At 61.1% G+C, this 19,281-nt stretch carries 16 protein-coding genes; 3 read left to right on the top strand and 13 right to left on the bottom strand.

The genetic code is table 11. The features are described from left to right. Positions 1 to 54 precede the first annotated feature (54 nt). The 10 genes from ACX5I6_RS20760 to ACX5I6_RS20805 all read right to left on the bottom strand — a co-directional run bounded on the left by ACX5I6_RS20760 (position 55) and on the right by ACX5I6_RS20805 (position 12,105). Complete coding sequence (locus tag ACX5I6_RS20760; protein ID WP_461842000.1) at positions 55 to 405, bottom strand: polysaccharide lyase family protein; 351 nt, start codon at positions 403 to 405, stop codon at positions 55 to 57. Beyond that, positions 287 to 1,738 carry a hypothetical protein gene (locus ACX5I6_RS20765; RefSeq protein ID WP_461842001.1) on the bottom strand — a complete coding sequence of 484 codons (1,452 nt, stop codon included), beginning with the start codon at positions 1,736 to 1,738 and terminating at the stop codon, positions 287 to 289. The genes ACX5I6_RS20760 and ACX5I6_RS20765 overlap by 119 nt, the downstream gene beginning before the upstream one ends. A gap of 563 nt (positions 1,739 to 2,301) precedes the next feature. After that, complete coding sequence (locus ACX5I6_RS20770; protein ID WP_461841913.1) at positions 2,302 to 2,964, bottom strand: Poxvirus protein I5; 663 nt, start codon at positions 2,962 to 2,964, stop codon at positions 2,302 to 2,304. A gap of 18 nt (positions 2,965 to 2,982) precedes the next feature. Continuing rightward, the gene (locus tag ACX5I6_RS20775) at positions 2,983 to 3,900 is read right to left on the bottom strand and encodes a carbohydrate ABC transporter permease (RefSeq protein WP_285247010.1); all 918 of its coding nucleotides are present in this window, start codon (positions 3,898 to 3,900) and stop codon (positions 2,983 to 2,985) included. Then, positions 3,897 to 4,850 (bottom strand): carbohydrate ABC transporter permease, encoded by a 954-nt coding sequence (locus ACX5I6_RS20780; protein ID WP_461841914.1) that lies wholly within the window; start codon positions 4,848 to 4,850, stop codon positions 3,897 to 3,899. Before ACX5I6_RS20780 ends, ACX5I6_RS20775 begins: the two co-directional genes overlap by 4 nt. A 46-nt stretch (positions 4,851 to 4,896) precedes the next feature. Beyond that, positions 4,897 to 6,186 carry an ABC transporter substrate-binding protein gene (locus ACX5I6_RS20785; RefSeq protein ID WP_461842002.1) on the bottom strand — a complete coding sequence of 430 codons (1,290 nt, stop codon included), beginning with the start codon at positions 6,184 to 6,186 and terminating at the stop codon, positions 4,897 to 4,899. 243 nt (positions 6,187 to 6,429) lie between these two features. Beyond that, positions 6,430 to 7,398 carry a LacI family DNA-binding transcriptional regulator gene (locus ACX5I6_RS20790; protein WP_461841915.1) on the bottom strand — a complete coding sequence of 323 codons (969 nt, stop codon included), beginning with the start codon at positions 7,396 to 7,398 and terminating at the stop codon, positions 6,430 to 6,432. 190 nt (positions 7,399 to 7,588) lie between these two features. Then, a complete protein-coding gene (locus ACX5I6_RS20795; RefSeq protein ID WP_461841916.1) occupies positions 7,589 to 9,025 on the bottom strand; it encodes a Gfo/Idh/MocA family protein in 1,437 nt (478 codons plus the stop codon). Between the two features lie 114 nt (positions 9,026 to 9,139). Next, positions 9,140 to 10,825, bottom strand: coding sequence for an extracellular solute-binding protein (locus ACX5I6_RS20800; protein ID WP_461841917.1), 1,686 nt, complete (start codon positions 10,823 to 10,825; stop codon positions 9,140 to 9,142). A gap of 317 nt (positions 10,826 to 11,142) precedes the next feature. Further along, positions 11,143 to 12,105 carry a hypothetical protein gene (locus ACX5I6_RS20805; RefSeq protein WP_461841918.1) on the bottom strand — a complete coding sequence of 321 codons (963 nt, stop codon included), beginning with the start codon at positions 12,103 to 12,105 and terminating at the stop codon, positions 11,143 to 11,145. Between the two features lie 610 nt (positions 12,106 to 12,715). Between ACX5I6_RS20805 and ACX5I6_RS20810 the strand changes: the two genes are divergently transcribed. The 3 genes from ACX5I6_RS20810 (at position 12,716) to ACX5I6_RS20820 (ending at position 15,402) form a co-directional block, all read left to right on the top strand. Beyond that, positions 12,716 to 13,123: a hypothetical protein gene (locus ACX5I6_RS20810; protein ID WP_461841919.1), complete on the top strand. Its 408-nt coding sequence runs from the start codon at positions 12,716 to 12,718 to the stop codon at positions 13,121 to 13,123. 228 nt (positions 13,124 to 13,351) lie between these two features. Continuing rightward, positions 13,352 to 13,891 carry a hypothetical protein gene (locus tag ACX5I6_RS20815; RefSeq protein WP_461841920.1) on the top strand — a complete coding sequence of 180 codons (540 nt, stop codon included), beginning with the start codon at positions 13,352 to 13,354 and terminating at the stop codon, positions 13,889 to 13,891. Positions 13,892 to 15,072: 1,181 nt separating this feature from the next. Then, on the top strand, positions 15,073 to 15,402 hold the full coding sequence (locus ACX5I6_RS20820; RefSeq protein ID WP_461841921.1) for a histone-like nucleoid-structuring protein Lsr2: 330 nt from the start codon (positions 15,073 to 15,075) through the stop codon (positions 15,400 to 15,402). Positions 15,403 to 15,494: 92 nt separating this feature from the next. Here the strand turns inward: ACX5I6_RS20820 and ACX5I6_RS20825 are convergent, their stop codons facing one another. The 3 genes from ACX5I6_RS20825 to ACX5I6_RS20835 are packed head-to-tail and all read right to left on the bottom strand — an operon-like array spanning position 15,495 to position 19,279. After that, positions 15,495 to 15,935: a DUF4913 domain-containing protein gene (locus ACX5I6_RS20825; RefSeq protein ID WP_461841922.1), complete on the bottom strand. Its 441-nt coding sequence runs from the start codon at positions 15,933 to 15,935 to the stop codon at positions 15,495 to 15,497. A gap of 11 nt (positions 15,936 to 15,946) precedes the next feature. After that, positions 15,947 to 17,716 carry a type IV secretory system conjugative DNA transfer family protein gene (locus tag ACX5I6_RS20830; RefSeq protein ID WP_461841923.1) on the bottom strand — a complete coding sequence of 590 codons (1,770 nt, stop codon included), beginning with the start codon at positions 17,714 to 17,716 and terminating at the stop codon, positions 15,947 to 15,949. A 12-nt stretch (positions 17,717 to 17,728) separates the two neighbouring features. Continuing rightward, entirely contained in the window at positions 17,729 to 19,279 is a 1,551-nt protein-coding gene (locus ACX5I6_RS20835; protein ID WP_461841924.1) for a helicase HerA domain-containing protein, read from the bottom strand. Positions 19,280 to 19,281 lie beyond the last annotated feature (2 nt).

Here is a 19,281-nt window from a genome sequence, read left to right on the forward strand (position 1 = left end):
TCCTGGCCTGTCCCCTAATATCCCTCAAGGAGGGGAGAGGCCAGGTCGCAGCTTCTATGCGCCTTCGTTGACCTGAAGGCGAATGCTGTCGTACATGATCCCGCCCATGGGCGCCATCCAGTTGTCGGCGATGGGGACCTCTGGCGGCCGGACGTTGGCGAGGGTAATCACGTTTTCGCCGTCCTGGATCAGGCTGGCAGGGAATTCGATCGTGGGCAGCTTTCGGTACATGGAACGTGCTGTCAGCCGGTAGGAGGAATTGTCACCGGGGACACCAGGCAAGGGGTCAAATGTCGATATCGGGGTTCCATTGAGCGTGACCGCCAGTGTTGCATAGACTTGGGCCGCGAGGGCGATGTCGAGGTAACCTTTGCCCTGCTGGTAGCGGTGGGCGTCGAAGCGGATTTTCCATGTTTCGAGTGAAGTATCTGGTGTGGTGCCTCGCCATTCGAGCTTGCTTGGCTGTCCCCGGTGTCCTCAGCCCAGGGTGAAAGTAGTTCCATTTCTTGGCGGGGTCGTCGACACCGACTTTGAAATCGACCCCGTTAGGGAAGTCGTAGGGATATTCCAGCCACGTGAGGTTGCGCCGGTAGCCGCCGGGGCCACCGTGGATGAAGAACTCCTCCCCCGAACGATCCGGCGTCCCGATCTGCCACAGAGTGGGACCGTATTCAGTGGGGTGCCAAACGTGATTCCCGGTGTCGATGCTCGCGCCGGCTGTGACCGTGATATTTTCGCGCCGGTACTCCCCCATGACCCCCTTGGTGAATGCCGCCAGGGTGTAGTTGCCAGGGCGAACGGCAGGGATGCTGAACCTGCCACCGGGGCCAATCTTGGCGGCGTAGGTGTAGTCCAGGCTCAGGTACTGCCAATCTGTGCCGTCCAGGGTTACACCGCGGAAATCCCTGTCGGGCCCTGGCTTGTACAGGATGGCCCAACCGTTGTCGACTGCTCCAAGAGATGGGACGGTCAGCTTGCCGGTGACTGTTGATCGCTCCTTGGCCGCGTAGATGGGTTCGGTGACCCATGTATACGGCCATGCCGCCTGCTCGCGCACGGCGGCACGCTTCGCGTCTTCCCACAGTGCCGCGACATTGGAGCGTTCGTCGCCCGCCGCCGCCTCGCCCACGTGGAGGTAAAAGGGTCCGTAGACCTTCTCCCATCCGCGGGAGGGCTGAGTGTCAGGCTCGCCATAGTGCCCGGTGAGGGGGTGCCAGAGAAGAATCATGCCATCGTAATAGTCGTGGCACGTCAGTTCCGGACGCGTCGGGCCCCCGAATGATTCCTTGCTTGCTTGGACGAGGGAGAGCCCCAACTTGCCATTGGAGATCATGAAGACGTGGTTGTCGCCTTCCAGGTTGGTGGCGTTCTGGTACTTCGAATAGATGGTGCCGTCCGGCAAAACTTCGGTTGAATCCTGGAGCACCACCCAGTTCTTGGTGTCTTCGATGCTGGGACGCTGCTGGATGCCCCTTTCGTCGTCCACTACGAACCACTTGAAAGCAGGATCATCGGCCGCAAAGGCGTAGCGCAACTGTCCGAAAGTTAGGCCGTCGGGCATATTGTCGGTGTACTTCGTGATCCAGTATTGATACAGACCGGATGAACCTCGTTCAAGCGCGATCCGGATGTCTACGTAGAACGTGTTCTTCGTCGGGTCATTAGAGAGGATGGACACCTCCACGCGGTCGGCGCTCTGGCTGACCACGCTAAAGGCTCCCCCTTCATCCCGGTCGATCTTGCTGCCCCGGAGTAGTCGAACGTTGTGTACCCATGCCCGTGCGAGCCTGGAAGAAGGTTTTGGCTTGCATTGCCTTGCGCGCTGCCGACCAAGTACAGGTTCTTGATGTCCGCGCTGGCTTTGACGACATCGAACTGAACGATGCCGTTACTGAGCGTCACCGTGGAGCCATGATCGACAATCGTCACGTCCGGCCCGTTCGCAGCCGAAGCTCGTGTTGATGCATAGACGGGCAGGACGGCGGCACTGGCGGCCGCGCCCATCAAGCCCAAAAGGGTACGGCGGGCAATGGAAGTGGACATAGGAAATCTCCTTCAACCTTGATTGCTTTTTCGGGTTATTACGCGTTATCCAACGGCAGTCCCAGGCAAAGTGCGCTTCAGCTGGGCGTCGAATCGTTTCAATAGTGACTTCGGAAATGCGTTGATTTACTCGATATGGAGCAGAGAAACTGCTGTGTCATAGGTGATCTGGGCCGCCGGCCCAGTGGCTAACTCCGGTTTGCAACGCCACAGCGAAACCTGCGGGCATTTGTACTGGCCGGCGTCCGATGGATGTGGCTACGTTCGGGCCGACCGTGCAGTCCTGTTCTTGATAGCTGTAGCGGCAAGGACGAGGGTGCCGGGGACTATCACAAACAGCGCCGGCAGCATCCAGACGAAGACGACCGACATGACGATGGCCGCAATCAGCAGGAGCGATCCAGCCAGATCGCGCAGCGCGTCATTCTTCGCGGCGGTATAAGCCGTGGCCCACCGCTGGGAGCCCGGCGCGTCCGGGCTCTGCCAGCCAGCGTCAACGCCCCAAGTCCACCCGCCGCTCCAGTTGGCAGCCGTCCGCAGTAAAAGCACACCACCCGCGGCCGCCAAAGTCAGTGTGGCTGGCACGACCGCTGCCTGAGCGGGCAGTTGCCCCACCCAGGCGAGTAAAAGGTTGAGGACAATCACGACGCCGGCCGCCGCCGTCGTGAGGCCCAGCTTCCAGCTGCCTGGCAGTGCCGCCTTGAAGAGGCTCCAGAGTCCGCGGACGGAATCATCCCGGCCGGCCAGGTGCCGTTCCAGGTGGGCGATGCCGGCCGCGTAGGCGGCCGGCAGGGTCACCAGCGGGATGGACAGCACCAGCACCAGCAGGCCTGCCAGGAGGGTTTCGGAGAACAGGGCAAACCGGTTCACCGGAATGGGCTCGTGGCCGGAAACGGGGGTGGTGCTGTCCATGGCGCTCATTTTTCTCTCCGTTGACCGTCAGCCCTTGAGGCCCTGGGTGGAAACGCCCTCGACGATGTACCGCTGGAAGATCAGGAAGAAGATCAGCACGGGGAGCAGGGCCAGGACAGACATGGCGATCATGGCGCCGTAGTCCGAGGACTGGGTTTGGTCCACGAAGAGGCGCAGGGCCAGGGGCAGCGGGTATTTGTCGGGGGTGTTCAGGTACAGCAGGGGGCCCAGGAAGTCGTTCCAGCTCCAGATGAAGGAGAAGATCGAGGTGGAGATCAGGGCCGGTTTCATCAGGGGCAGCATGATGGAGGTGAAGATCCGGACGTGCCCTGCGCCGTCGATGCGGGCTGCTTCGTCGAGTTCGGCGGGCAGGTTGCGCATGAACTGCACCATCAGGAACACGAAGAACGCGTCTCCGGCGAGGAACTTGCCGATGAGCAGGGGGACGTAGGTGTCCACCAGTCCGAGCTGCTGGAAGATGATGTACTGCGGGATGATCACCACATGGAACGGCAGCAGCAAGGTGGCGATCATCATGCCGAAGAACACACTGCGGCCGGGGAATTTGATCCGGGCGAAGGCGTAGGCGGACACGCTCGCGGAGAGGATGGTGCCGACGACGGCGCCGATGGCCAGGATCAGCGAGTTGGTGAAGAACTGCAGGGTGGAGACCCCGCCGATTCCGTCCATCGCGGTGGCGAAGTTGTCAAAGCTGAAGTTGTTGGACCACAGCGACGTGTTCTGGCCGCCGATTTCGGAGTTGGGTTTGAACGCGGAGGCGATCATCCACAGGGCCGGGTAGAGCACCACGCAGGTCAGCAGGAGAGCTGCGGCGTGGAAGATGGTGCTCTTGGCGCGTTTGGCGGTGGTGGATTCGGACTTCGGGTTGTAGGCCGGGGCGGTGGCGCCGGGGGCCGGCTGGACGGGGGTTGCCGTGGTTGTCATTTTGCATCACCGCTGTAGTGGACCCAGGACTTGGAGGTGCGGAAGAAGATCAGCGTGATGATGCCGACCACGATCACCAGCAGCCAGGCCATGGCCGACGCGTAGCCCATCCGGAAGTCGCTGAAGCCGCGCAGGTACAGGTAGAGGGTGTAGAAGAGGGTGGAGCCGGCGGGGCCGCCGTCACCGTTGGAGATGATGTAGGCCGACGCGAAGATCTGGAACGCGTGGATGGTTTCCATCAAGAGGTTGAAGAAGATCACCGGCGAGAGCATGGGCCAGGTGATGTTGAAGAACTTCCGGACCGGGCCGGCACCGTCCATCGATGCCGCCTCGTAGAGTTCGCCCGGGATCTGTTTCAGGCCGGCCAGGAAGATCACCATCGGGGCGCCGAACTGCCACACGGTCAGGAGGATCATCATGGGCATGGTCATGGACGGATTCCCCACCCAGCCGCCGATGTTGATCCCGAAGAAGGACAGGCCCTGGTCCACCGGTCCGGAATCGCCGAACATGGCCTTCCAGACGATCGCGATGGACACCGAGGCCCCGATCAGGGACGGGGCGTAGAACGCCGACCGGTAGAAGCCCTGGCCGCGGCGCTTGCTGTTCAGCAGCATCGCCACTGCCAGTGCCGCGGCAAGCTTGAGCGGGGTACCGAAGACCGCGTAGGACAGGGTCACGCCCACGGACTGCAGGAAGCGTTCGTCCTGGAAGAGGGTGGCGTAGTTGTCGAAGCCGATCCACTTGGGCGGCTCGAACAGGTTGTAGTTGGTGAACGAGAGGTACAGGGAGGAGATCATCGGCCCGACCGTCAGGGCGATGAAACCCAGCAGCCAGGGCAGCAGGAAGGTGTAACCGGCGCGGGCATCCGCCCCGCGCTGCCGCGACTTGCGCGGCAACGCGGTACCGGGATGCCCCTGGCGCCTGCTCAGGGTTGGGCTTTGAGTCACGAGTTCAATCCGTCAGTCGTGAACACTCGATCAGGCACTGGCCGGATCAGGCGTTCTGCTTGATGAGGTCTTCGGCTTCCTTGAACCACGCGTCGGCAGCGCTGTCGATAGTGAGTTTGCCGTAGTTCATGTCGGAGCTGACGCGCTTGAAAGATGCCTCCAGTGTGCCGAAACCGACGATGGGCGGTTCCGGTGAGTCCTTGAGGTACTGCTCGATGGACTTCTCGTAATCCACCACCAGCTTGTCGGCGCCATCGAAGGTGGTGCCGTCGCGCTGGGTCTTGGAGGCCGGAACGCCGCGGGAGGTCTTGAAGATCTGGCCCACCTCGGGATCGTTGACCATAAAATCGATGAAGCGTGCGGCAGCGTCCTTGAACCTGGTTTTAGCGCTGGCAGACATCAACATCGCAGCTTTGGGAAACAAGCCCAGGTTGTTCGGGTCATCCGAGGGCACCGGCACCAACTTGAGTTCCTTGGCACCGCTGTCAGCCAGGTACCCGGCCATGAAATTATCCCAGGTCACTTCGGTGGCGGTCACGTTTGAACCAAACGGTGACTTCGGGAGCAGCTGGGTGACTTTCTCCTCGCTGACCACCGCAGACGTGCCACGCACATCAGCGGCAAGTTTCCACCACTTCTTCAGGTCGTCCTTGCTGAAGCCCAGCTTGCCGTCATCGGTAAACGCCTTGATGTTGTTCTGGCGCAGCCAAATATTGAACATCCACCAAACACCGGTGTAGTCGGTGCCACCAAAAATGGCGCCATGGCTCTTGGCGCTAACCTCCGCCATGAACTTGTTGTACTCAGCGTAGGTCCAGCTCCCGTCCGGCTCAGCCACCCCAAGGGATGCAAGTTTGGCTGGATCGTAGTAGACCGCGAATACGTTGGTGCTCGTTGGGATGCCATAGGTCTTGCCCTTGACCTGGCCCGACGGCAGCACCGACTTCTCGAATGCGTCCGTATTGATCTTCACCGTGCCCAAGTCCAAGAGCTGGTTGCGCTGGCCGTAATCGCGAAGGTAGGACAGATCGAACTGCATCACGTCAGGCAGGCCGCCGCCGGCAGCCTCAGTAGCCCTCTTCTGCCAATAACCACCGAAATCCGTGAAATTCCCCGCGATCTTGATGTCCGGATTCTTGGCTTCAAACAAAGCGATGGCCTTGCGGGTCCGCTCGGCGCGGTCGTCGTTGCCCCACCAGGTGTAATTGATGGTCACCGGTTTTTCGGCGGTTCCGGTCTGGCCGGACGAGCTGCCTCCGTTCCCGCAGGCTGCCAGGGCTGCGGCCGATGCGGTGCCGACGGCCACGGTTGTGAGGAAATGCCTTCTGTCGATCATACGAGCCTCCTTGCTCCAGTCGCGTTCGCTAGGAACCTTCGACTGCGTGTTCAATGAAAAAAGTTGCGCTTTGCAGCGGGGCCCCAGCTCAAACCCGGAACGTTGGCAGCTTGGCAGTTTGCAAAGGCCATTTGTGATCAGTCGCTGGCCGCGAAGTCCGTCAGCACCATTCCCGTGACCGGTCACGGACAATGCTACGTAGCGCAGGCTCGCAATGTCAATGATGAATGTGGCGCGGCTCTCTTAGGCGGATTCCCGCCACAGCGGAACAGGTCTGACGATGCGCCTGATAGACGCCGAGGACATAGGTTCACTCGCGAACAATTCAGCAAGAATGGACGCAGCTTCGGTTGCCACCGTTTGAGTCTCTAAAGACAGGGTTGTGAGGGCAGGACTGATAGCTTCCCCGAGCGAGATCCCGTCGATGCCGACAATTCGAACTTTGCCCGGCACGTCGACTCCCAGCGCGTGTGCGCTCTGCACCGCGCCCATCGCCATCAAATCGTTAAAAGCGAGGACCGTGTCGATCCCTGGATCCTGGGCAAGAAGTCTCCTGAAGCCCTCCGCGCCACCGGCGATGGTCTCCGGTTCGGCAACCACGGAGCACGACGTTCCGACCGCTTCTTCGAAGAAATGACGGCGCGGTGAACCAACGGGGACTCCATCCGAGGCCGGCTTCGAGGAGTCAACCATGCCAAAACGGCTGGCGCCCTTTGCCTTGAGTGCCGTGATCAGATCGTTGATACCGGTTCGAAAATCAAGTTCCACTGAATGCACGCCTGGGATGCTGGCTCGGTCTTCCAGCAGGACGATGGGTACGCCGCGTGCTGCCGGCACGAAATGTTCGGGGGGCTCCAGGAAGTAGCCAATGATGGCGTCGGCCTGGGCCGACATGGAGCGAACGGCCTCGGCCTCCCCTTGATCGGCCGTCCCGACCACAACCTGCCAGTCACGGCGTCTGAGCTCGGTGACGAAGGCATCGGCGAGTTGTGCATAGTACGGATTTCGAAACGTACCCACGATGAGGCCTACGGCATGCGTCCTTTGGCGAGACAGGTCAATCGCAAAGCGATTGGGTCTGTACCCTAGCTCTTCGACCGTCTTCATCACGCGCTGACGTGTTTCCTCGCTGATCTCAGCCATGTCGTTGATTGCACGAGTAACAGTTTGGCGCGACACACCGGCGGCCCGGGCAACATCGCGAATGGTCACGCGCCCCGCTGGCGGCACACCAGATTCGGAAACAGGTGAGGAACGGTCAACATGGGATCGCATCGAAGCTGATGGGGACTTATTCACGGCACCAGGACTTAGTGGAATTGCACATGCGCAAACTATAGTCGCGCCTCACTTAATTCTAGATAACCATGGACCCTGGCCTTTGGCTTCAATGACTTTTGTTTCACTTCGCCCCTCCTGTGTTATTCGCGCGGCGGAGGTCGACGCCGAGGTCCAGGTCCTCCACGCGGATGGGGAGCGAGGTTTCGAGCGACTGGTTGCCGGCGATGCCCACGGATACCGAACGCAGCCCGTCGAGGTAGCCGGAGGGGCGGCCCAACGGGTCTTCGCCCGGGCCGTTGAAGAGGTCCGAGAGCAGGAGCTCATCGCCCCCGCCGTGGCCGCCTTCGCCATTGACGATCGGGACCTCGTACGCTGCCTCCCAGTGGCGTTGGACCACCAGCCGTTCGCCGTTGCGGCGGACGGCGTCCTCTTCCTCCACGGGGGTTGCGCTCGGGTCCACCACGGTCTTCTTGTCCGTGCTGTGCAGGACGGCGGCGCGTTCCACCACTTCGAGCTCAGCCCGGCCTTCCGTGCCATTGACCGCCACCCGGTATCCTTCCCACGGGCTGTGCGCGTTCAGGGAGTAGCTCAGGCGCGGCCCGCCCTGGTACTCAACCACCAGTGCCAGGTTGTCCTCGATGGTGATGCCGCCGGTGAAGACGTCCTGGTCGCGGCGGTAGCCGTCGTAGTGCTCGTTGTCCAGGAAAAGCGCCTTGAGCCGCTCGTCCTCCCGGAGGTCCAGCGCGAACGGGTCCTTGTCACCGGCCGGCGCACCCGCGTCGGGTGTTCCGCGCTCGGGGCGGGGGCCAAGCCCGCGTTCGGCAGCGTTCTTGTCGCCATAGAATTTCAGGCCGCCGGAGGCGAAGACGCGCTCCGGGACGTCGTCGATCCACCAGTTGACAAGGTCGAAATGGTGGGACGCCTTGTGGATGAGCAGGCCGCCGGAGTTCTTCTTCTCGCGGTGCCAGCGGCGGAAGTAGTCAGCGCCGTGGACCGTGTCCAGGACCCAGCTGAAGTCGATCGAGGTGACCTTGCCGATCACGCCGCTCTGGATGATCTCCTTCAGGGCGCTGTTGCGGGGCGAGTAGCGGTAGTTGAACGTCACCACCACATTCCGGCCGGTTTCCTGGACCGCTTTGGTGATGCGGCGGCAACCCTCGGCATCGATGGTGAGCGGTTTCTCCACCACCACGTCCGCGCCGGCCCTGAGGGCTTCGACGATGTAGTCGGCGTGGGTGTAGTCCGGAGTGGTCACCACGACGCGATCAATGTGGTTGGCCTGGATAAAGGCCGTCAGGTCCGCCGGATCGAACGAGGCAATGGGGCCGGGAGCGCCGAGCTCCTGGATGAGGCCCTGGTAGAACTCCACGCGGCCGGGGTTCACGTCCGAGAACGCGACCAGTTCCGCGGTGTCGGCGTGCTTGCCGAACACTGCGCGGATGTACATTTCGGAACGCCCTCCGGTGCCGACCAGGGCAAGGCGCGCTTTGCGGCCGTCCTTGGCAGACGTCTTGACCTCGGCAGTGGTAGCCGAACTGAATTCTCGTGATTTTCTCATTGGGTGTCTTTCGAAGTGTGGTTTACGCTGACGACTCGGCGGCCGTTTCGGCCCGGGGAATGGGAGTTTCCATGCGTTTGCCCCGCGGTTGCGTCAATGACCAAGGCCATCCGTTTACTTGTTGTCCTGCCAGAGCTTGTTGATCTCTTCCTTGACCTTGTTGCCGCCGCTGGTGCCCCACAGCTTGATGGCGTCCTTCAGCCCCTGCTCATCGATCTGACCCGCGAGGTACTTGATCCGGGCATCGGCCACGATGTTGTCCAGCTGGGCTCCCTTGGCGACGTAGGTGGCGGAAACGTACGGCGCAGCCGGGTTGTAGACCGCGCTCTTCAGGTCCTCCGCCATGACCCGGATGCGCTTGTCGACGACCTGCTGTTCATAATCTGTCGCCTCTTTAGGAAGATAAAACTCGTTGCCGGTGACACTCGTACCCAGCTGCGCATAACTCTTGATATCGGTGGCCACAGCCTTTCCCTCGGGGGTTTCCGGCTGAATCTGGACCGCCTTGCCATCTTCGAGCTTGAAGTTCACGCCCTCGATGCCATTCTTGAACAGCACTTGCGCTTCTTTTGAGTTCATCTTGTTCAGGAACTCAAGCACCGTCCTTAGCTCCGCTTCTGTACGAACGCTCGCTTTGGGGATGGCCAGAAAGCCGCCATAGCCGTCGGTGGGGTGCGCATGCAGTTCGCCGTCGGGGCCTTCGAGGTTGCCCACGAAGCCCACTTTGTTCTGGAAGTTGTTGGGGTCCGCCTGCTTGAAGAGGCTGACAAGACTGTGGACGCGCGTATCGACGTCGACAATGATGCCGCCCTTGCCGTTGAGGAACGGCTCGTTCCATTTGGTGCTGTCGAACGTGGCGAAGTCGGGGTTGATGAGCTTCTCATCCACCATTTTCTTGATGAAGCGGTCGGCTTGGAGGAACTCGTCCGTTTCGAAGTTGGGGACCAGTTTCCCGTCCCGCTCGGTCCAGCGGTTGCCGGCGCCAAACCACTCCTCAATGATGTCGTAGGGGCTGTTGGTGCCAACGCCCCCGCCCCATTTGGGAATCGTGATGCCGTAGGTGTCGTTCTTGCCGTTGCCGTCTGGGTCCTGGTCCGTGAAGGCCTTGGCCACGTTGTAGAGGTCCTCCACGGTCTTGGGCGGCTGCAGGCCCAGCTTGTCCAGCCAGTCCTGCCGGAACATGACCAGCGCACGCATCGGGCCGCGGGCACGGAACACACCATAGACCTTCCCGTTAATACTCGATGCTGTTTGCACTTCGGGGAAGGTCGTCTTGAGGTTGGGGTATTCGCCCAGCTTGTCTGTCAGGTCCCAAAAGGCGCCGGCCTGCGCATTCTTTACAAAGCCAGGCGTCTTTCCCGTCATGACCAGAACCTGCGGAATATCCGACGAGGCCAGAGTGATGTTGGTCTTGTCCTCGTACGAGGAATTAGGTGCCCACGTGATGTTGACCTGTTTTCCTGTCAACTCTTCAAGTTTCTTCTGAACGGCACCGTCGGCAGACGGCGGCTGCGCCTCGAGGTAGGGTGCCATCATATTGATGGTTTCCAGGTCCGTGGACCTTGTTTCAGCCCCCTGGCAAGCTGTCATGGTCAGCGCCGTGGCAATACCCAATGCGGCGGCAAGGGAGACTCTCCTGTGGATCATTTTTGTTCCTTTTCCACTTCTTCGGGGGTAGGTATCGGCTAACTCTGCTGTGACCAGCGGAGGCATCCGGGCGTGACCACAGAATCCGGAAACATCCTCGAGGAAACATTCCCTACGCAAATCTCCACGAATTGCTGGCTCGTGACCGGTCACGGTCTGAGACTTTGTCTCGATCTGCTGAGTAACCGCTTTCTCGAAACTAGACGTCCAGCACCTACCCGTCAACCTTTTTTTGAATCGTTACATGCTCCGACCCGTCCGCGACATCGCGCCGATCAGCACAGTGGCCCGGTGACGGGACTGACCACCCATCCGTGCGACACCTCCGGAGCGCCTAAGCGAGCGGGGACCGATGACCGCGCACCGGTTGGAACGTGTGCTGTTGGTCGAGGGGCGGACGAACTTCGTCATTGACCTGGACCTATGTTCAGCGCTGGGGGTGGAAGGTCTTCTCCTACTAGGGCGTTTTGTCAACAACCGCCAGGTTGTCCGCCGCTGGCGGTATCCCACGTGATTTCAAAGTCAGCGCTCTCCCCTGGCGCGAGCTTGTAGAGCGGGGAGAGGACTTCCAGCTCCACCAGCCACGCGTCCGGATGGAACCCATCCAATGAAGGCAACGGCTCGCGAAGCGGAGACTGAGTCCATACTTCAACCCGGGAGCCGCCGTCAGGGTAGGTCGCGCCGTCATGGACGTCCACGCTCAGCTGCAGTTTTTCCCCAGTCGGCCCGGTCCATGCAACACGTCCCGTAGCATTCGGAAACCCGAACTTCGCCACTCCTGGTGAAATCAACATCCGCGCCGTGTTGTCCTGAAAAGTGATATCCGCCGAACCGGCATACTGCCCGAGGTCGACAGGCTCCGCATGCGTTGATACTGACACGTCAACCACTCCCCCGGTCGAAGTATCGGTTTGTGCCACCTCCCAGAGTGACCACTCCACGACCCGGCCGGATACATTGAGGAACCGGATTCGCTCATGGAAACCGGACGAGCCAGCGGTAAACGTGAACTCGCGTGTAATACACAGCCCGGTACGAAGGTCATGTGGGCTGACCATCGTCACGACCAGCGAGTCCAAATCCCTCTTCGTGGTCAATGACCAGGACCCTGCATCGAGAACATCGTCTGGCGGCCCAGGCCACTGGTGGTCACCGCCCCACCCTTGCGGCGCCGGCCAGGTCTTTGAGCCCCCGACGTTGGTCCAAGACTTGAAGGTTCCGTCACAGACGGGCCACGCTGATCGAGGCTGCAGAGCCCTGAAGGAGCGGTCGAAGATGCGCGGGTTGACCCACAGAAGCTCGTTCCCATCCACGCGCAAGGACAGCAACCGTCCGCCGACCGAAGGCAGGAAAATCGCTCGAAAGGCTCCGGTCTCGACTTTCATCAGGGACAGAGCGGGGTCACCGCTGTCTATTGGCTCAAAGGCCAGCACCGGGCCCTCCTATCTCGCAGGGGACAGGGCATGAAGACCCGTGGCAGCGACAACGCGCCTCCGCAAAGCTCGTTGCCGAGGACACGACTAGCCTATTCTTCCAACAAACGCAGGACAATGTTCAAAAATAGGTGGGGCCGCCTTCCCGAACGCTCATAAAGCGACCGAATTCGTCCCGATCGGCGGTCCTCCGGGCCGCCTCCCTATGGCGGCCGAACGTCCTTGCAGGGCCAGCCGTACTTGGGCTGGAGCGGGTGGCCATGACCCCATGTTGGCGGCAGGAGACGCCTACCCCGGTCTGATGGCGTCGTGGAACCAAGGCGTCGGATTCGCGTCACGGGCCGCGAGAGATGACACAGAGTCCGCGGGCTCGTTTCGGGCACGCAAAGCTCCAGATAGAGCACACCCCAACCGGACGTCAGGCACCAGGTAAATATGCGTCGGAATAGGGTACCTGATTCCTCTTTTGAACATGGCGCGCAAACGGTCTTAGAACCATGTCTGACATCGTTGACTGCGGTAGGCGCCCTCCACCAGCTCACACCGTACGCCGATGAGAAACTCGTCCTCTTTCACAAGGTCGTCCGAAGCCGTCGTTATGCTCTCTAACATGCACTCGTTCACGCGCCGCGGACTGCGATCACGCCGCTTTCCTGAGGTCACCCGAGAAGACATTGACATTTTTCTCGCTCTCGACGAAAACAAGCAGTTCGAAGACCTGCGCGAACTCCGCACCCGCGCCGCCCACCTAGGTGGGGGTAGCTTGGGTGCCTACACCGCCCTCTACGTCAGTGTCACCTTGGCTGCCTTGCCACTGCTCGTCCAGGGAACGGCCTCATGGGTTGGCCCGTTCACCTCAGCTCTTGCCATCGCACTTGTGGTCTTGGTTGCAGGATTTTGGATTGCCTACTCCTTTGTTCATGCTCAGCACGAAATGGCGCGCGCTGCTACAAGGCTCGCATTTTACGAAGAAGCGCTGAGAGCAAAGCCTTTGCGTCACGTGGAGGCTGAAACCTGAAGCCGAACGTAGGCTGGAGGCGCGTCTACGTGTGTTCAAAAACGGATGGTGGCCTAGCAAGCGCCTAAGCGACCGTAAGAGTGATAGCGGAACAAATCAGTATGAGAGGCGAGCTACAGATTGGTTACGTTAGAGCACTTCGGAAAGGTCCCTAATTCCCCTACACCGGTTGCAGCAATTCTGCCGTGGTCCTCTCCCTCAGATACTTTTCAACTGTTCAATGGCCAGATGAGACTCAGATCCGGTGGCCGTAAGACTAGGTTTGCTTCAGGACAGATCCGGTTAATCGTACGGGCTGGGACACATCTGCATTGGTCCAAGAGCTTCCCAAGCCAAGCGGTCGAAGACGACCCGTGGGACTATCAGGTATCTGAAGATTCAGAGAGCCTCGATCTAAAATTTCATGGCCAAACCATCTCCTTGCGCGTGCACCAAACTTCGGCTGGCCAAGGCTTCGTTCCAAGTCAATCTGCTCCTAGCGAGGATGAGAAGAAACTTGAACACGTCATCGCGCATTGGGTAAACCTGCCACACATTCCCTTCGGTGAGAGATTGCACGTCACTTTTCCAGGCGGTGGATGGCAGGAGTGGGGTGGCCGCCACGAAATAGTCTTGGGTGACTGGCATTGCCGCCTTGATGGCAGGCCCGATCTGAATGAGGTCTACAAAGAAGCCAAGGCAGACTACCTCAACATCGTGACGCATGTAATGGAGATTAGACGTGCGGACGGAACTCTGTTTTCCTCCAAAGATGCTGCGACGTTTTAACGGGCATGCAGTTCGGAATGAGCTTTGCTCTCAGCCGCTGGGTTGCGCCGATCTTTCCCGTTGGCTTCTCTCAGGACGGCCAATATCGATGGTCCGATTGGGCAGCGTGGCATATTGATCCTCCCATGCACGGTTCCGGGCGGTGGTGGGTAAGTCACCGACCTGAGGACCTCTGGTCTTTCCTGAGCAGGTGGATCGATCGTTGGGATGACGCCACCAAACGGCAGCCGTTGTCGTTCCTCGTAACTTCCGCCTTAGCCGCCGGGGAGGGGGCTTTCGTGGAACAAAGGCTAATGACGTGTCTGGCGGCGATTGAAAACTTGTCTTGGATCACGGAAGTTCAAACCGGAAGACTTACAGAAATCGAATGGCGGGGAAAAAGTCTCATTGGCGAATTCGGAGGTTGCTTAGGGACGCGTCGGTCTCCATCGCTCTGGATCCAGCACACACGCCTGCTTTGGCTGAATACGCCCGTGAGGTTCAGTTGGGTGACGGACCAATCGCAGTGACAAGAATTAGAGATAATCTAACTCACCCCAAAAACACCGAAGACCTCTACACCAGGCCGGGTGTGGTCGCTGAAGCGTCGCGACTAGTCCGCCGTTACCTCGATCTGTTGCTCCTGCACAATCTCAAATACGAAGGGCGGGTGTCGGATCGTACACGTATCCATGGCTGGGCGGGTGAATCTGAAGTCGTACCCTGGGTCGATGGATCCTCTAGCATCAGAGGCGCCGGGCCATCAGACGCGTGAGTTCTCGATAATCACGTTTGGCAAAGGCTGCTACTCGGGTTCAGCAAGCAGTTCGTTCGCTTTCCGTTTGCAGGGGACTTGCCGATGGCCTGTCAGTTGCCTTCGGTTCATTGTCAAATGCAGCCGTGAACGAAGCGGTGTCTCTCTGCTCGATTCCGCTGCCCACAGCCGGGAACGATCCTGATGGGGTTATCCACCGCTACTGCTGCTGAGGGAGGTTTTCCGATGGCTCCCGATTTTCAGGCGTGGATAACCCGGCCTGACCCCAACTGCGGATCGCTCGCTTTCTTGGGTGCCGTTACGAGGCGTGCCGCTTTCACTTGATTTCCAGAGGTTAGAGTGACCTTCACGGGTCGGGTGGGCTGTGCAGGCGATTACTTGTTTTGGACGGCACGCTGCCTAGTCAGCTGGCTGTTAACCTTGTTTTATGGCAAAAAAGACAGTCGTGGTTCTGGAAGATGATATTGATGGCTCGGAAGCTAGCGAAACGATATCTTTCGCCCTCGACGGCAGTGAATACGTGATTGATCTGAACGAGGGGCACGCGAATGAACTGCGCGGAGCTCTGAGTCGTTTTACCGACGCTGGACGCAGGGTATCTGGCGGACGTGGCCGTCCGGCGGCCCGTACCAAGTCGTCGCAGGGTGGCCCGGACGCAAAAGCGGTACGGATGTGGGCGGTTGAGAACGGCATCCAGGTAAATACTCGTGGTCGTATTCAAGCGGAAGTCGTAGAGAAGTACGAAGCCGCTCACTAGGGCCGAAGCAAAGAAAAGTCGGGGCTGGGATCTATAACAGGTTCCAGCCTCGACCTATTTATTGGGCTGCCTCATCCTGCAGCTGTCTGTTTCTAAGTGAGAATGGTCCGCACGTCCGGAAACCACCCGGCTGGGGCTTTCTTTGGTTCGAGGTGTTCGGGGTCGCGGTGCTTTTGCATGTCGCATTTGTAGAAGGGGCCGCGCGGGTCGAGGAGGACGCTCATGTGGTGGTCTGCGTGGTCTTTGAACCAGACGCTCATGCCGGTGGCCCCGTCGAGTCTGAGATGTTCCCAAGCCCGCCACAGCGCCTCCACGCGGCAGACAGCTTCCGGGTGGAAATACCATTCGAGGCACCATTTCGCTGCGCGCCCGTCCACGGCGCGGACGTAGGTAGGGAGCAGCTGTTCGTGCAGGAATTCTTCGGCAGAGCCGTAGACCAGCTGCGGGGGCTTCTGCTGCTTGTCGCCATCAGCGCCAGCTTCGTGGGCGTCCGAGCTGGGAGTTTCACTGAAGCGTCCGATGTCTATCGTCATGGCCTACTCCCCTATCCGGTTACCCATGGATTTTCCGCCCGCGCCGCCGCCACCCCTACCGGTTCTTCCTCCGGCTCCGGGCTGTACCTCTTGATGGAGGCTTCCACGGCGTCCTTGTGCGGGCCGGTGTACCAGGGCATGGTGCGGACCAGGGTGGCTGGGGCGCCGGAGGCGAGGACGACGGCGCGGCCGCGGTCGAGCTCGGCGAGGTTGGAGACGTCGAAGATCCGTTCCTTGCTTTCCTGACGGGAGCGGCTGGAACCAGTTTTGCCGGAGGAGACGGAGACGTTGATGTAGCTGTAGTCGCCGATCAGGTCAGAGAGGGCGCGGAGGAAGCCTTCTTCGGCGACACCGCCGCCGTAGACCTTGACGTTCGCGGCGGACCAAATCTTGCGCATGTTCGCCTCGCCCCAGAGTTCGACGCCCTGGGACCAGGACTGCAGGATGCCCATGACGATGAGGGCCTTGGAGCCGTAGTGGCTGAACTGGTCCGGCAAGGCGGCCCAGCGAACGACGTTGGCTAGCTCGTCCAGGGCGAACAGCGCTGGCTTGGGCAGGCGGCCGCCGCTGCGCTCTGCCCGTTCCTCCATGGCTTCGGCGATTGCGACGGTGAGTGCCGTGGTGAGTGGGGCGGCTGAGCCGGCGCCTTCCTTGGAGAGGATGTAGATGGTCTCCTGGGATGCGGCGAAGGCGTGCGGATCGAACTGCCGACGGGTATCGCCTGTGACCCCCGCGCCGCCGGTTGGGGCGACCCAGCGGAGGGTGTTGCGGCTCTTGAGGCACTGGATCATCTTCTCGGCGGTGCCGAAGATACCGTCGCGCTGCTTGTCGGCCAGCTTGAGCGTGGATTCCAGGCCCTTGGACTGCAGCTCGTAGTCATGCTCCCGGAGGATTTCGATGGGTTCCTGGCTGACCTGCTCCGTCACCCAAAGGTAGACCTGCGTGATCGGCAGCTCTCCGAGCGCGGCTGCAAGGAAATAGGAGGAGAGGATGTCTTCTGCTTTGGGGTCGAAATATGCGTCGGGCTTGGAGCCTGGCACCCGTGAGCCGACGGCGAAGTGTTGGGTGAGCTTGTATGCCTTCTCTTCGTCGGTGACGTAGGAGAGTGGGTTCCACCACCAGTCCGGTTCTTCCTGGGCGATCTTTTGCGGGTCGAATACCCATACCGGGGCCGTGGCCTCGCGGACGCCACGGGTGCCATCCACGACATCACGCTTATTGGAGGTGGAGACGACCGCGCCGGGGGCATCCAGGATCGCCGGCATCACCCGGGAGGTGGATTTACCGGTTCGGGGTCCCCAGATGTCGAGGCTGAGGTCTTCCCAGGACTGGACGAATTTCTGGCCGGTGGAGACCACTTTGCCGACGACGATGCCGGGGTTGTCCTTGATGCCCAGCCGTTCGGCCTTGGCTTGGGCTCCCTTGTCGGAGAACGCGGAGAGGGACTTTCCGCGGCCGAGGTAGCGGGCGGCCTTGTCCACGCGGGCGCGTTTGGACGCACCCTGCCGCCACGCCCCCAGGACGACGACGGCCAGTGCCAGGACCAACCCGGCCATGACGCAGACGACGACGGTCGATTGGGTGGGCCAGGGGACTTTGCCCTTGATGAGCCCGGCGATCAGGTCAATGGGGTGGGCCGGCGGCGCGTCGATGCCGGCCATCCAGGACCCGAGGTGCACGGCGGCGTATGTGCCGCCGCCGAAGACGACGATGAAGCCGATGGCCAGCCATACGAGGATGGCGTCGCCGAGGCCCATGCCTTTGCGGTTCGGTGCGCTCACAGTGAGTCTCCTTCAGTTGGCAGGATAGGTGCGACCGGGTCCAGGATGGGTTCCGTGGGATCCGTGCCATTTCCCGTCGGTGTCGTTGACCCCGTCGGGGCCGTGCTCCACGGAGGTCAGGCCCACCTGGACCGGGATTCCGGGACGGCCGCCGACCTTGATGAGGAACTTCCCACGCCCTGGTGGTTCGACGTCTACACCGCGGGAGTCCCACGCGGGCGGGTCCTGCCAGGAGATGAGCTTTTGCTGTTCCTGCCGGGACAGCGGTATCGCGGAGGTCAACAGGGGCATTTCGGAGGCGGGGAGGCCGCCGCAGATGACCATGCCGGAGCGTTCGACGAAGCCGCGGGCCTTCATCCGCTCCTCTTCGGCGGGCAGGGCCAGCAGATCGGACATGGTGTGGGAGATCATGATCTGTCCGACGCCGACGGACCGGTTGAGACGGGTGAGGGCGTCCACGCGGTCGACCATGCCTTTCCCGGCGCGCAGGGCCCGCCACAGCTCATCCAAGACCACGAAATAGTTCCTGCGCGGCTCCAGCCCTGCATCGGCGAGGGCGTTGGCGACGTTCACGGTACCGAAGCCGTAGGACCAGCAGGCCAGCAGCACAGCGGCCTGCAGGTCCGTCTCGGTCTCGTCAATGCTGGAGACATCGAAGACCACGGCCCGGTCACGCTTCATCGGGTTCGTTGTCTGGCGGGAGAAGATTTCGCCGAGCTTCCCTCCCCCGGTCAGGCCCAGCAGTGTTGCTTCCAGCGCCCGGGTTTCCTGGAGGTAGATGTTCATGTCGCCGCGGTCCAGTGCGACCTGGCGCAGCTCGTCCGGCGCGGAGACGATCACGTCCAGCAGATCCTTCAGGACCGGGACACCGTCAAAGCGTTCGTCCAGGACCCGCAGCGCCCGGTCCAGAATGGTCTGTTCCTGGTCCGTCGGCGGGTTGTTCCGGCTGATCGTGATGAGGGAGACGACCATGGTTAGGCGCCGGCCGTGGGCGTCGGCGCGGACCCGGGCTGCGTCTTCATGGTGCCCGCTGTCGTCGAGCAGCTGGGCCGCTTCGACGGCCTGCCCGGGGTCGAGGATGTTCATGTAGCCGACGCCGCGGCCAAGCTTGATGACCTGCCCACCCAGGGCTTTCACGGCTTTGACGTGCTCGCCTTTGAGGTCGCCCAGGATCAGCGGGTTCACTCCCTGGGCGGAGAGACCGATGAACATCCGCCGCACCACCGTGGACTTTCCGAGGCCAGGCTTGCCGAGGATGAACGCCGAGGGGTTGGAAATCAGCCGCGCCCGCTGGAACCAGCTGATCGGATCACAGCACACCGTTGCCTGGGTTTCCTCATGCCGGCCCAGCGGCACACCGATCATGGGCGAGGATGCGCCGGATGAGAACGGCCACAGCCCGCAGACCTGAACGGTCGTTCCCCGGTACTCCCGCACGGAAGGGAGCAGCTGGGCCATGCCGCCGCCCCGTCCGGTCCAACCCCTCGAGCCCGGCCCTGCTTCCTTCACCGGGGTTTGTGCTGTCTTTACCGTCTTTGCCTTCTTTGCTGTCAAAAGCTTCATGC

The organism is Arthrobacter sp. MMS24-T111, assembly GCF_054888995.1.

What these genes read in the sequence shown, in the direction of transcription:
- ACX5I6_RS20770 (WP_461841913.1), bottom strand. Translation starts at nt 2,964, where the DNA reads ATGAGCGCCATGGACAGCACCACCCCCGTTTCCGGCCACGAGCCCATT.
- ACX5I6_RS20775 (WP_285247010.1), bottom strand. Translation starts at nt 3,900, where the DNA reads ATGACAACCACGGCAACCCCCGTCCAGCCGGCCCCCGGCGCCACCGCC.
- ACX5I6_RS20785 (WP_461842002.1), bottom strand. Translation starts at nt 6,186, where the DNA reads ATGATCGACAGAAGGCATTTCCTCACAACCGTGGCCGTCGGCACCGCA.
- ACX5I6_RS20795 (WP_461841916.1), bottom strand. Translation starts at nt 9,025, where the DNA reads ATGAGAAAATCACGAGAATTCAGTTCGGCTACCACTGCCGAGGTCAAG.
- ACX5I6_RS20810 (WP_461841919.1), top strand. Translation starts at nt 12,716, where the DNA reads ATGCACTCGTTCACGCGCCGCGGACTGCGATCACGCCGCTTTCCTGAG.
- ACX5I6_RS20815 (WP_461841920.1), top strand. Translation starts at nt 13,352, where the DNA reads ATGAGACTCAGATCCGGTGGCCGTAAGACTAGGTTTGCTTCAGGACAG.
- ACX5I6_RS20820 (WP_461841921.1), top strand. Translation starts at nt 15,073, where the DNA reads ATGGCAAAAAAGACAGTCGTGGTTCTGGAAGATGATATTGATGGCTCG.
- ACX5I6_RS20825 (WP_461841922.1), bottom strand. Translation starts at nt 15,935, where the DNA reads ATGACGATAGACATCGGACGCTTCAGTGAAACTCCCAGCTCGGACGCC.
- ACX5I6_RS20835 (WP_461841924.1), bottom strand. Translation starts at nt 19,279, where the DNA reads ATGAAGCTTTTGACAGCAAAGAAGGCAAAGACGGTAAAGACAGCACAA.